Consider the following 12,355-nt stretch of genomic DNA (forward strand, 5'->3'; position numbering starts at 1 on the left):
GCGCCGTCACGACATGCGGACCAGGGCCCTGTCGGCGTCACGGACGCCGAGCACGGCGAGCAGGGCCGCCGCCTTGAGCTCGACCTCGTCGCGTTCGTCGACCGGCACCGACGAGATGGTGATGCCGCCGCCCACCCCGACGCGAGCACCCGCCGGTCGCGCGGGCCGTCCCGCACCCGCCGCCCGGGCCCCGTGCACGACGATCGAGCGGATGGTCATCGCCAGGCTCGCCGAGCCGTCGCGCCCGAGCCAGCCGGTCGCACCCGAGTAGACCCCCCGGGGCGCTCCTTCGAGGTCGGCGAGCAGTTCGACGGCCCGTCGCTTCGGGGCACCGGTCATGGACCCGGCGGGGAAGGCCGCCTCGACGACGTCGGCCGCGGTGCACCCCGCCCCGAGACGGGCCCGCACCGTGCTGACGAGCTGGTGGACGTGCTCGTACGAGTGGACGGCGAGCAGCTCGGACACCTCGACCGTGCCGAGCAGGGCCACCCGGGCGAGGTCGTTGCGGACCAGGTCGACGATCATGACGTTCTCGGCGCGCTCCTTCTCGCTCTCGACGAGCTCGCGCGCGAGCACCGTGTCGTCGGCGCCCGACCCGCGGCGTCGCGTGCCCTTGATCGGCGCCGACGACACCCGGCCGTCGGCCGTCACCTCGACGAACGACTCGGGCGACGCCCCGACGACGGCCACGTCGCCGATGCGCACGAACGACGCGTGCGGCGCCGGCGAGGACCGACGGAGGCGCGCGAAGGCCTCGAGCGCGTCCACCGGCCCCACGACGTCGACGGCCGTGGTCAGGCAGAGCTGGTACGCCTCGCCGGCCGCGATGGCCCGCCGACACCCCTCGATCAGGTCGAGGTACTCGTCGGGGCGGTGCCGCCAGCGGGCGGTGGGCGGGGCGGTGCCCCCCGAGGAGGCGCGGGTCGGCCCGGGCACCGGAGGCTCGGGCGGCACGTCGGCCCAGGTCTCGACCAGGGAGGACGCCCACGGGTCGCCGGCCCGCGCGACGGCCTCGACCGAGCGTGCGGCGTGGTCGAAGACCAGGGCACGGTCGACGTCGAGCAGGGCGAGGTCGGCGGGGTCTCCGTCGGCGGCGACGGTGGAGGCGGTGGCTGCCCGCCGGTGCCCCTCGGTGGCGTCGCGGTCGAGCAGCCGGCAGCCGAAGCCGTAGCCGAGCCAGCCGGCCCAGCCGAGCGGATGGCTGTCGGGCTCGACGTCGACCAGGTCGTCACGCACCGCCTGCCAGAGCCGGTCGGCGCCGCCGTCGCGGACGTCGCCCGTCGCGGCCCGACCCCACCCGACGACCGAGCGGCCCCGCACGGCGCCCACCCCGGCGTCGCGCCAGACCACGTCGCCGGTCGCGGCCAGGTGCCGGACGACGGCCTCGGGGTCGCGCCACGGCAGGGAGGAACGGACGACCGCGGGACGCATACCCTTGATCCTATGAGCGGAGACCCGACCCGATGAGTGGCGAGCGGCCGGGTGGTGACGTGCTGCACGTCTGGCAGGGCGACGAGCTGGCGACGCGCGGGGGCGGAGGGGCGGCGGACGCCGACCCGCGCCTCCTCGTGGCGGACTCGTGGCTGGTCGACGACGGCTCGGTGCTGGCGCTCGACGTGCACCGCGACCGCTTCGCCGGGTCGGTCGCCGAGGTGCCCGGGGCGCCCGACGCGGACGAGGTGTCGGCGTTCTGGACGGCGGCCCTCGCGGTCCTCCCCCGGGCGGGAGCCTGGTTCCCCCGCGTCGAGCTCGTCGCGGGCGACGGAGCCGAGGACGGCGACCGGGCACGGCTGCGGCTGCGCCTCCGTCCCGCTCCCCCGCGTCACCGCTCGCTCGTCCTCGCCACGGCCGACCGGGACCCCCGCACACGACCGACGGTCAAGGGGCCCGACCTCGCCGCCCTCGGCTCGCTCGTCTCCGAGGTGCGGTCCCGAGGGGCCGGCGAGGCCGTGCTGCTCTCGCCCGAGGGGCACGTCGTCGAAGGCGCCTGGAGCTCGATCGTCTGGTGGCGCGGGGACGCCCTCTGCCTCCCGTCGGACGACCTGCCGCGCCTCCCGGGCGTCACGGTCCGCAGCCTGACGACGCTGGCCGCCGTCCTCGGCGTCGACGTGCTGCACGACCGCACCCGGCCGGACGAGCTCGACGGGTTCGAGGTCTGGAGCCTCGGCGCACTGCACGGCATCCGCATCGTCACCGGCTGGATCGACGGCCCCGCACCCGCCGAGGAGCCGGGGCGCCTGGCGCTCTGGCGCGGCCGACTCGACCGCCTGCGACGACCGGTCGACGGCTGACCCCCACCGGGACGCGATCGGTGCCTCGACGCGTCAGGCGCCGGCCCCGTCGTCGGGCGTGACGTCGGACCCGACCTCGGACCCGACCTCGGACCCGACCTCGACCCCGACCTCGACCTCGCCGAGGCGGCCCGCCTCGAGGCGCACGCGCCGCGTCACCAGCTCGGCCGGCACCTCGACGTGCGAGATCACGACGACCGTCGAGCCGTCGTCGCGGGCGGTGGTCAGGACGTCGTGCACGAGCCGACGGGAGGTCTCGGCGTCGAGTCCGGCCGTCGGCTCGTCGAGCACGAGCACCGGGAACCCCCGCAGGAGGGCACGCGCGAGCGAGATGCGCTGGGCCTGACCGCCCGAGACGAGGACGCCGCGCTCGCCCACCGGTGCGTCGAGCCCGCCGCGCTCGGCGGCCCAACGGCCCAGCCCGACGCGGTCCAGGACCGCGAGCAGGTCGTCGTCGGTGGCCGTGTCGCGGGCGAAGAGCAGGTTCTGCCGCAGGGACTCGTCGAAGAGGTAGGGCGTCTGCTCGATCAGGCCGACCGTGGCCCGGACGGCGGCCGGGGCGAGGATCGCCGTGTCGACTCCCCCGACCTCGTAGCGACCCGTGTGCTCGACGAAGCGGGCCAGCACCCACGCCAGCGTGGTCTTGCCGGCGCCGCTCGGCCCCTCGACCACGAGGCGGTCGCCGACGGCCACGTCGAGGTCGACGCCGCGGAGCGCGGGGCCCGCCGCCCCCGGCCAGGTCGCCGAGACCCCTCGCAGGCGAAGCGCGGGCACGGAGGCCGGCACGGCGGGCCCGTGGGCTCGGAGAGGGTCGGAGGCGGTGACGTCCGCCTCGCCGGACACGTGGTCGTCGTCGACGACGCCGGCCGGCACGTCGACCGGCACCGCCGAGTCGACGCGGTCACCGCTCGCCCGCACGCGACGCCAGGCCAGCACGGCCGTGGGGACGGCACCGACGACCTCGAAGACGGCGAGGGGCACGAGGGCGACCAGCGCGAACGCGGGACCGGTCAGCCCGCCCGAGGCGACGTCGGGCGCCACGACGGGGATCGTCGCGAGCACGGCGGCACCCGACAGCGCCGAGAGCACGGCGGCGACCACGCCCCCGGTCAGGGCCCGACGCGAGGAGGCGCGGCGCAGGTCGTCGTCGAGTCGAGCGACCCGGGCGAGCTGACGGTCCACCGCCTCGAACGCGACGAGCACGTCGAGGTTCTGCACGAGGTCGACGACGGCGGCCGAGAGCGCCCCCCGCCGGTCGGCGAGGGTGCGTTCACTGCGGCGGGCGAGCCGGTCCGCGGCGACGCAGCCGACGACGAACGCGACGACGAGTGCGCCTGCCAGGACGAGCGCCGCCATCGGCGACACGAGGGCGACGCCGACCACCGCGACGACCGAGGTCAGGCCCGACACCACGAGCGGCTGCACGACCCGGAGGGGAAGGTCCTGCAGGGCGTCGACGTCGCCGACGACGCGCGCCAGCAGGTCGCCGCGATCGGTGCGGCCGAGACCCGCCGGGGCCACGCGGATCAGTCGGCGGTAGAGCTCGGTGCGGACCACGGCCAGCTGACGGAAGGCCGCGTCGTGGCTCGACAGCCGTTCGAGGTAGCGGAAGACCGCGCGGGTCAGGGCGAACGCGCGGACGCCCACGACGGCGAGCGAGAGGTAGAGGATCGGCGGCTGCTCGGCGGCCCGCGTGATCAGGTACGCCGACGCCGCGAGCAAGGCCACCGCCGAGAGGGCGCTCAGCGACCCGAAGACCAGGCCGGGGGCGGCGCGGCGCCCGGCGGGCTGAGCCGTGCGGAGCAACGAGCGGGTCACGAGGGGCCTCCGATCGGGACGACGACGTCGGCCGCGTCGCTCACGGCGCGGCGGTGCGTGACGACGACCACGGCGACGCCCGTGGCCGCGATGCGACGGAGGCCCTCGACGACCCGGGCCTCGGTGACCCGGTCGAGGGCGGACGAGGGCTCGTCGACCAGCAGGAGGCGCGCCCCGACGCGGTCGAGCCGGTACAGCGCCCGGGCCACCGACACCCGCTGCGCCTGGCCGCCGGACAGCCCCTCGCCGCCGGCCCCGAGCACGAGGGCCGGGTCGAGGCCGGCCGCGCCGGCCAGGTCGAGGGCGCGGACGACCGCCTCGGTGTCGGGCCCGTCCTCGTCGCCGAGGCCGACGTTCTCGGCGACGGTGCCGGACGACAACTGGGCGGACTGGCCCGACCAGGCGATCTCGTGGCGGGCGGGCGCGCGGCCCGACGAGCGCCAGACGGCGCGTCCCTCGCACGGCTCGAGCCCCAGCACGGCGTCGAGCACGGTGGACTTCCCGGCACCGCTCGGGCCGACGACCGCGGTGACGCGACCCGTCTCGGCGACGAATGAGGTCTCGGCCAGCCGCACCGCGCCTCCTCGGCCGACCGACACCCGGTCGACGACGAGCGCGTCGGCCTCGGGGAGGGCCGCGGCCGGATCGGCGTCGGTCGTCGCCCGGGACGACCGGGGCGTGACGTCGCCGTCCTCGTCGTCCAGCAGCTCGAAGACGTCGTCCGCCGCCGCGACCCCGTCGGCCGCGGCATGGTAGTTGGCTCCCACCTGGCGCAGGGGCAGGTAGGCCTCGGGGGTGAGCAACAGCACGAACAGCCCGGCGGTCAGCCCCAGCGACCCCTCGACGAGCCGGATGCCGATGGACACGGCGACGAGTGCGACGGACAGCGACGCCGCGAGCTCGAGCACGAAGCCGCTGAGGAACGACACGCGCAGCACCGTGACCGTCTCGACCCGGTAGTCGTCGGTGATGCGACCGATCCGCTCGACCTGGCGCCGCTCGCGACCGAAGGCCTTGAGCGTCGACGCCCCGCCCACGGCGTCGGCGAACGACGAGGCGAGGTGCGTCAGGCGGTCCCACTGCCGGGTCTGGGCGGCCCGCGTGGTCCACCCGATCAGGACCATGAAGACGGGGATCAACGGCAGGGTCAGCACGACGATCAGGGCCGACAACCAGTCGTGGAGCGCCATGACGACGATCAGCAGCGGCGTCGCCAGGGCCGTCAGCACCAGCTGCGGCAGGTAGCGCGCGAAGTACTCGTCGAGGGCGTCGAGCCCGGGGCCGACGAGCGTCGCGACGCGCGCCGAGGAGTGGCGGTCGACCCAGGCGCGCCCCCGGTCGGCGACCGCGCGGACGACCCGGGCCCGCAGCTGGCTCTTGACCTGCGCCGCGGCCCGCGCGGCCGTCACCTCGAGGGCCCAGGCGACGAGCGATCGTGCCGCCACCGAGACTCCGAGCCCCAGCAGGGTGGTCGAGAGACCGGAGACGCGCCCGTCGACGACCTGGACCACGGCCGTCGTGGTGAACCAGGCCACGGCGACGATCGCGAGGGTCTGCGCGAGGCCGAGCACGGCACCGAGCCCCAGGAACACCCGGGCGGCGGAGGCGTAGCGCAGGAGGCGCGGGTCGAGCGGCTTCACGGACGTCGCCTCAGTGCGCGGCCGGGATGGTCGCCCGGGTGATCCGCTTGCGGAAGATCCAGTAGGTGAAGCCCTGGTATCCGAGGATGAGCGGGACGAAGACGAGGGCCACCCAGCTCATGATCGTCAGGGTGTAGGTCGAGCTCGACGCGTTGGCGATCGTGAGACCGTTCGCCGGATCGTTGCTCGCCGGCATCACCCAGGGGAAGAGCGCGGCGAACAGGCTCGACACCGCCAGGGCGATCGTGAGGGCCATGAGGCCGAAGGACCGGCCCTCGCGACCGCGCAGGTTCGCGACGAACGAGGCGATCAGGCTGACGGCGGCCCCGGCCGAGAGGACCACCGAGGCGAGGGTCCCGTGCATCAGCGAGGTCAGGACCAGGAAGGACGCCGCGACGACGATCGTCACGAGCCCCGCGCGGGTGGCCAGGCGCCGGGCCCGGTCACGGATCGCCCCCTCGGTCTTGAGCGTGACGAACACGACGCCGTGCGTGAAGAAGAGGAGCAGGGTCGTGAGACCGCCCAGCAGGGCGTAGGGGTTCAACAGGTCGACCAACGTCCCGGTGTAGTTGTGCCCCTCGTCGAGCGGCACGCCCTGCACGACGTTGGCGAACACCAGCCCCCAGACGAACGCCGGCACGGCCGAGCCGACGACGATCATGAGGTCGAAGCGGCGCTTCCACGAGGACTCGGGACGCTGGTGGCGGTACTCGAACGAGACGCCCCGCGCGATCAGGGCCAGCAGGATGAGCAGCATCAGGAGGTAGAAGCCGCTGAACAGCGTGGCGTACCACTCGGGGAAGGCCGCGAACAGGAACGCACCGGCGACGATGACCCAGGTCTCGTTGAGGTCCCAGACCGGACCGATGGTGTTGATCAGCACGCGCCGGTCGGTGTCGTCGCGACCGAGGAAGGGCAGGGACATGCCGACCCCGAAGTCGAAGCCGTCGAGCACGAAGTAGCCGACGAAGAAGAACCCGAGGATCACGAACCAGAGGGTGGGGAGGTCCATGGTCAGAGCCTTTCTCGCATCGGTTCGGTGGGGGTGGTGGGCATCAGTAGACCGTCGCCTCGTGGCGGATCTCGCCCGACACGGGGTCGGGCTCGGGGGCGTCGGCCGGCCCCTTCTGGGCGGCCCTGACGATGAGCTTGAACTCGACGACCGCGAGCGTGCCGTAGATCAGCGTGAAGGCGACGAGCGAGATGAGCACCGTCAGGCCGGTGACGCCCGGCGAGACGCCGTCCTCGGTCTTCAGCAGCCCGAAGACGAGCCAGGGCTGTCGACCCATCTCGGTGAAGACCCAGCCGACGATCATGGCGAGGAGGGGCATCGGGTAGCTGAAGACCGCGGCCCGCCAGACCCACCTGTTCTGCGGCAGGCGACCCTTGCGGGTGATCCAGAGGCCGACGAGCGAGACGAGCACGCTGACCATGCCGAGGCCCATCATCCAGCGGAAGGACCAGTAGGTGACCCAGATGATCGGGGTGTAGTCCCCCGGACCGTAGAGCTGCACGTACTGCGCCTGGAGGTCGTTGATGCCCTCGACCGTGCCGTCGAAGGTGTGCGTCGACAGGAACGACAGCAGGTACGGCACCCGGATGCTGAAGAGCTCGTGCACCCCGTCGGGCGTGCCCAGGGTGAAGATCGAGAACGAGGCGTCGGCGCCGGTGCTGGTCTTGTACAGGGCCTCCGCGGCCGCCATCTTCATCGGCTGGGTCTCGACCATGGCGAGACCCAGCTGGTCGCCCGTGATGAAGGTGAGCGCGCCGGCGGCCACCATCGTCCAGAGACCGAACCGCAGGGCCGGTCGCATCGTCTCGAGGTGCTGGTTGCGCGAGAGGTGCCAGGCGGCGACGGCGACGATGACCGCGGCCGAGACCATGAAGCAGGCGAAGATCGTGTGCGGGAACGCGGCGAGGGCGACCTTGTTGGTCAGCACCTCCCAGATGCTCGTGAGCTCGGCCCGCCCCTTCTCCTCGTTGATGTCGTAGCCGACCGGGTTCTGCATGAAGGCGTTCGCGGCGATGATGAAGTACGCCGAGAGGATGCTGCCGACGGTCGCACCCCAGATGCTCAGCAGATGGAGCTTCGGCGGCACCTTGTCCCAGCCGAAGATCCAGATGCCGATGAAGGTCGCCTCGAGGAAGAACGCGAGCAGGCCCTCGAGCGCGAGCGGGGCGCCGAACACGTCGCCGACGAACCGCGAGTAGTCGGACCAGTTCATGCCGAACTGGAACTCCTGGACGATGCCGGTCACGACGCCCATGGCGAAGTTGATCAGGAAGATCTTGCCGAAGAACTGGGTCAGCTGCAGGTAGTGGACGCGGCCGGTGCGCACCCAGGCCGTCTGGAAGACCGCCACCGTGAAGGCCATGCCGATCGTGAGGGGCACGAACAGGAAGTGGTAGATCGTGGTGAGCCCGAACTGCCAGCGGGACAACAGCAGCGGGTCGAGCAGCTCGTTCATCGGGATGTGCCTTCTCCCTCGGATGGTGGTGGTGGTCGTGCGTCGCACCGTCGGGACGTGTCGAGCCTAGATCTGGAGATGAACGACACCTGTCGTTTAGGGCACCCGGGCGCCGTGCACTCGCTGTGAATAGGCTCGGGCGGGTGAACGACGTGCTGACGACCCTGCTCGACCTGGTGCAGTCCGTCGATCCCGTGCTGAGGACGGTGCTGGCCGGCATCGCCATGGTGCTCGAGACGTCGGTGCTGCTCGGCCTGATCGTGCCGGGCGACACGGTGGCGATCGTGTCGGCCACGGCGGTGGGGTCACCCTTCGAGTTCGGTGCGCTCGTGGTCGCCCTCGTCCTCGGCGCCCTGGTGGGCGAGAGCATCGGGTTCGCCCTCGGCCGGTTCTTCGGACCGAGGATCCGCGCGAGCGCGCTCGGACGACGCCTCGGCGAGGCGAACTGGGTCCGGGCCGAGAACTACCTCGCGCGACGGGGCGGCATCGCCGTCTTCGTCTCGAGGTTCCTGCCGGTGTTGCACTCGCTCATCCCGTTGACGGTGGGCGCGAGCCCGATGCGCTACCGGACGTTCCTCACCTGGACGGCCCCCGCCTGCCTCCTCTGGGCCCTCGCCTACGTCTCCGTCGGCGCGGCGGCCGCGGGCAGCTACCGCGAGCTGGCGGACCGACTGCACCAGGCCGGGTACGTCTTCGTCGGCATCATCGTCGCGTTCGTCCTGCTGGTCGTCGTCGTGAAGAAGGTCCTGCACCACCGCGAGGAGCGCCACATGACACGCCCCGACGGGGACGCGGGCGACGGGACGTCCTGACCCGCGCCTCCTCGGGGTCGCCCTCCGGGCGGGGCCCGGACGACGGAGAGCCCCGTTCCGCGGACGGAACGGGGCTCTCGACGAGGGGGCCTAGCTGTCGAGCAGGCCCTTCTCGGTCAGGTAGTCCTTGGCGATGGTGGCCGAGGACTCCTTGTCGGTCTGGCTCTTCGAGTTGAGCTTCTGCAGGTCGGAGGCGCTCAGGACCTCGTCGACGCTGTCGATGACGTCCTGCGCGTCGGAGTCGACCTTGTCGGACACGATCGGCACCACGTTCTGCGGCAGGATCATGTTCTCGGGGTCTTCCAGGGTGACGAGGTCGTTCTCGGCGATCAACGGGCTGGCCGTGTAGATGTCGGCCAGCTGGACGCTGCCGTCGGTCAGGGCCTTGACCGTCAACGGGCCACCGCCGTCGTCGATCGGCGTCGAGGTGACGTCGACACCGTAGATGCTCTTCAACCCGGGAGGGCCGTAGGGACGTTCGGCGTTCTCGGGCGGAGCACCCAACGTCAGCGTGCCGGAGTAGTCCTTGAGGTCGGCCAGGCTCGTGATGTCGTTCTCCTCGGAGAACTCCTTCGTCACGTTGTAGCTGTCCTGGTCGGACGCCGCGGCGGCCTTCAACGCGGTCAGACCGGAGGGCAACGCGGCGGCGAGGGCCGTCTCGACCTCTTCGGGCGACTTGGCGGTCTCGTCTTTGTCGTAGTACTGCAACAGGTTGCCGGTGTACTCGGGGAAGACGTCGATCTTGCCGGACTCGAGCTCGGGCAGGTAGACCTCGCGCTGACCGATCTGGTACTGACGGTCGACCGTGTAGCCCTTGGCCTCGAGGGCCTGGGCGTACAGCTCGGCGATGATCTCGTTCGAGTAGTACTGCTGCGAGCCGATGACGAGCGTGTCGCCGTCGCTCGACGCCGACGAGTCGCCGGAGCTCAGCGGGTCGCTCGACGCGCACCCTGCCAGGGCCACCATGGCCCCGATCGCGACTGCGCCGAGAACGGTGAGCCGGCCTTTCTTGTTCGCTGTGATCACTGTGTGCCTTTCGTGAGGGGTGTTGCCGTGACCGCCCCGGGCCGGACGGCCCTGGAGCGGATGTCGGTGGGGCGCCCGGCCGTGACCCCGGCGGGGACGACGAGGCGCTGGACGATCGAGAAGAGGATCTCGAGGACGACCGCGAGGGCGATGACGAGGATGGAGCCCGCCAGCATCTTCGGGTAGTCGTTCGCCCGGAGGCCCGTGATGATGTAGCTGCCGAGACCGCCCGCGCCGACGAAGGTGGCGAGGGTCGCCGTCGCGACGACCTGAAGGACGGCGGACCGGATGCCGCCGATCAACAGGGGCAGGCCGAGGGGCATCTCGACCTTCGTCATGATCTGCCACTCGGTCATGCCGACGGCCCGTGCGGCGTCGACGGTCTTGCGGTCGACGGCCTCGAACCCCGAGTAGGCACCGGCGAGCACCGACGGGATCGCCAGGATGACGAACGAGATGATCGGCGCGGTGAGGCCGATGCCGACGGACAGGGCGATCAGGGTGATGACGCCGAAGGAGGGCAGGGCACGCGCGCCGCCCGAGATCGAGACGGCGATCGAGCGACCACGGCCGGTGTGTCCGATGAGGTACCCGACGGGAACGGCGATCACCGAGGCGATCACCACCGAGAGGGCGCTGTACCAGAGGTGCTGGCCCAGCCTCGTGGGGATGCCGTCGGCACCCGTCCAGTGGATCGGGTCCGCGAGCCAGGCGAACGCCTCGACGAAGAAGTTCACGGCAGCACGACCTTCTGGCGGGCCGGGACGGGAGCGACGGGCTTGATCTTGGCGTCCTTGCGGCTCCAGGGCATGAGGACCCGCCCGAGGAGCACGAGCAGGAAGTCCAGCACGAGGGCCATGACGATGGTGAGCACGATCCCCGCCACGATCTCGGCGGTGATGTCGCGCTGGAAGCCGTCGATGAAGAGGAGTCCCAGACCGTTGACGCCGAGCACCCCTCCGACCGTGGCGAGGCTGACCGTGCTCACCACGACGACCCGCAGACCGGCGAGCATGACCGGACCCGCCAGGGGGAACTCGACCCTCCAGAACCGTTGCCAGGACGAGTAGCCCACGGCCGTCGCCGACTGCGTGACGTCGGCCTCGACGGCGGCGAGGGCGTCGGCCACCGACCGGACCATGAGGGCGATGCCGTAGAGGGTGAGGCCGATGACGATGTTGACGGGACTCCGCAGCGAGGTGCCGAAGACCACCGGCAGGGCGATGAGGAGGGGCAAGGACGGAATCGCGTAGAACAGACCGGCGACCGTGAGTATCCCCCTCGACACCCGGTACCGGTTCGCGAACCAGCCGATGGGCAGCGAGATGACGAACGCCAGGATGACCGGCGGCACGCTCAGGCCGAGGTGCACGATCGTCTTGTCGAGGATGTAGTCGCTGTTGGACCAGATCCAGTTCACGACGCCTGCCCACCTCGGACCGACTCGGTCAGCACCCCGGCGGTGCGCCCGTCGCCGTCCACCACCACCTGCCCGGTCGGCGTCTGCTCGACGTGGAGGGCACGCTTGCCCCGGTTGGCTCCGATGAACTCGGCGACGAAGTCGGTGGCGGGTGCCGAGAGGATCTCGGAGGGGCTGCCCTGCTGGGCGATCTGGCCGCCCTTCTCGAGGATCACGACCTGGTCGCCGAGGTAGAAGGCCTCGTCGATGTCGTGCGTGACGAAGACGACGGTCTTGTCGAGTTCGCGCTGCAACCGGATGAGCTCTTGCTGCAGGTCGGACCGGACGAGCGGATCGACGGCACCGAAGGGCTCGTCCATGAGCAGGATGTTCGGGTCGACGGCGAGGCCACGGGCCACGCCGACCCGCTGTTGCTGCCCACCGGACAGCTGGCTCGGGTAGCGCTGGGCCAGGTCACGATCGAGACCGACCGTGTCCATGAGCTCGAGGGCGCGGTCACGGGCGACCTTCTTCGACGTGCCCTTGAGGACGGGGACGGTCGCGATGTTGTCGACGACCTTGCGATGCGGAAGGAGACCGGAGTTCTGCATGACGTAGCCGATGCTGCGGCGGAGCCCGACGGGCTCGAGGTCGCCGATCGACTTGCCGTCGATCTCGATGACACCGGAGGTCGGGTCGACCATGCGGTTGATCATCCGCAGGATCGTCGTCTTGCCGCAGCCGCTCGACCCGACGAAGACCGTGGTCTTCCGGGACGGGATCACCAGGCTGAAGTCGTCCACCGCCAGGGTGCCGTCGGGGTACTGCTTCGTCACGGAACGGAACTCGATCATGGGTGGCTCATTCCTCGTGGGCAGCACGAATCGACACTTGCCAGGGC

General features: G+C 71.7%; 11 protein-coding genes. 2 read left to right on the forward strand and 9 right to left on the reverse strand.

Annotated elements, in window-relative coordinates; genetic code table 11:
• Positions 1-6 precede the first annotated feature (6 nt).
• Positions 7-1,431, reverse strand: a complete 1,425-nt coding sequence (locus HQQ78_RS02620) for an anthranilate synthase component I family protein (protein ID WP_173150954.1) — start codon at positions 1,429-1,431, stop codon at positions 7-9.
• Positions 1,432-1,463: 32 nt separating this feature from the next.
• On the opposite strand from HQQ78_RS02620, the gene HQQ78_RS02625 reads away from it, so the two are divergent.
• Positions 1,464-2,291, forward strand: coding sequence for an aminotransferase class IV (locus HQQ78_RS02625; protein WP_173150955.1), 828 nt, complete (start codon positions 1,464-1,466; stop codon positions 2,289-2,291).
• A gap of 33 nt (positions 2,292-2,324) precedes the next feature.
• Here HQQ78_RS02625 and cydC read toward each other — a convergent pair whose 3' ends face one another.
• The 4 genes from cydC to HQQ78_RS02645 are packed head-to-tail and all read right to left on the reverse strand — an operon-like array spanning position 2,325 to position 8,217.
• Positions 2,325-4,109 carry a thiol reductant ABC exporter subunit CydC gene (gene cydC / locus HQQ78_RS02630; protein ID WP_173150956.1) on the reverse strand — a complete coding sequence of 595 codons (1,785 nt, stop codon included), beginning with the start codon at positions 4,107-4,109 and terminating at the stop codon, positions 2,325-2,327.
• Positions 4,106-5,749 (reverse strand): thiol reductant ABC exporter subunit CydD, encoded by a 1,644-nt coding sequence (cydD, locus tag HQQ78_RS02635; RefSeq protein WP_173150957.1) that lies wholly within the window; start codon positions 5,747-5,749, stop codon positions 4,106-4,108. Before cydD ends, cydC begins: the two co-directional genes overlap by 4 nt.
• A 10-nt stretch (positions 5,750-5,759) precedes the next feature.
• Positions 5,760-6,761, reverse strand: a complete 1,002-nt coding sequence (gene cydB / locus HQQ78_RS02640; protein WP_056045711.1) for a cytochrome d ubiquinol oxidase subunit II — start codon at positions 6,759-6,761, stop codon at positions 5,760-5,762.
• Positions 6,762-6,804: 43 nt separating this feature from the next.
• Positions 6,805-8,217 carry a cytochrome ubiquinol oxidase subunit I gene (locus HQQ78_RS02645; RefSeq protein WP_123570195.1) on the reverse strand — a complete coding sequence of 471 codons (1,413 nt, stop codon included), beginning with the start codon at positions 8,215-8,217 and terminating at the stop codon, positions 6,805-6,807.
• A 143-nt stretch (positions 8,218-8,360) separates the two neighbouring features.
• Between HQQ78_RS02645 and HQQ78_RS02650 the strand changes: the two genes are divergently transcribed.
• On the forward strand, positions 8,361-9,029 hold the full coding sequence (locus tag HQQ78_RS02650) for a DedA family protein (protein ID WP_173150958.1): 669 nt from the start codon (positions 8,361-8,363) through the stop codon (positions 9,027-9,029).
• Positions 9,030-9,119: 90 nt separating this feature from the next.
• Here the strand turns inward: HQQ78_RS02650 and HQQ78_RS02655 are convergent, their stop codons facing one another.
• From HQQ78_RS02655 to HQQ78_RS02670, 4 genes are read right to left on the reverse strand one after another with little or no spacing between them, the layout of a single operon-like run.
• Positions 9,120-10,055: an ABC transporter substrate-binding protein gene (locus HQQ78_RS02655; protein ID WP_277959322.1), complete on the reverse strand. Its 936-nt coding sequence runs from the start codon at positions 10,053-10,055 to the stop codon at positions 9,120-9,122.
• Positions 10,052-10,792, reverse strand: a complete 741-nt coding sequence (locus tag HQQ78_RS02660) for an ABC transporter permease (RefSeq protein ID WP_056045720.1) — start codon at positions 10,790-10,792, stop codon at positions 10,052-10,054. Before HQQ78_RS02660 ends, HQQ78_RS02655 begins: the two co-directional genes overlap by 4 nt.
• A complete protein-coding gene (locus HQQ78_RS02665; RefSeq protein ID WP_123570197.1) occupies positions 10,789-11,475 on the reverse strand; it encodes an ABC transporter permease in 687 nt (228 codons plus the stop codon). Before HQQ78_RS02665 ends, HQQ78_RS02660 begins: the two co-directional genes overlap by 4 nt.
• Complete coding sequence (locus tag HQQ78_RS02670) at positions 11,472-12,308, reverse strand: ABC transporter ATP-binding protein (RefSeq protein WP_159824824.1); 837 nt, start codon at positions 12,306-12,308, stop codon at positions 11,472-11,474. The genes HQQ78_RS02665 and HQQ78_RS02670 overlap by 4 nt, the downstream gene beginning before the upstream one ends.
• Positions 12,309-12,355: the final 47 nt, after the last annotated feature.

The organism is Frigoribacterium sp. VKM Ac-2859 (assembly GCF_013204925.1).
Classification (GTDB): Bacteria; Actinomycetota; Actinomycetes; order Actinomycetales; family Microbacteriaceae; genus Frigoribacterium.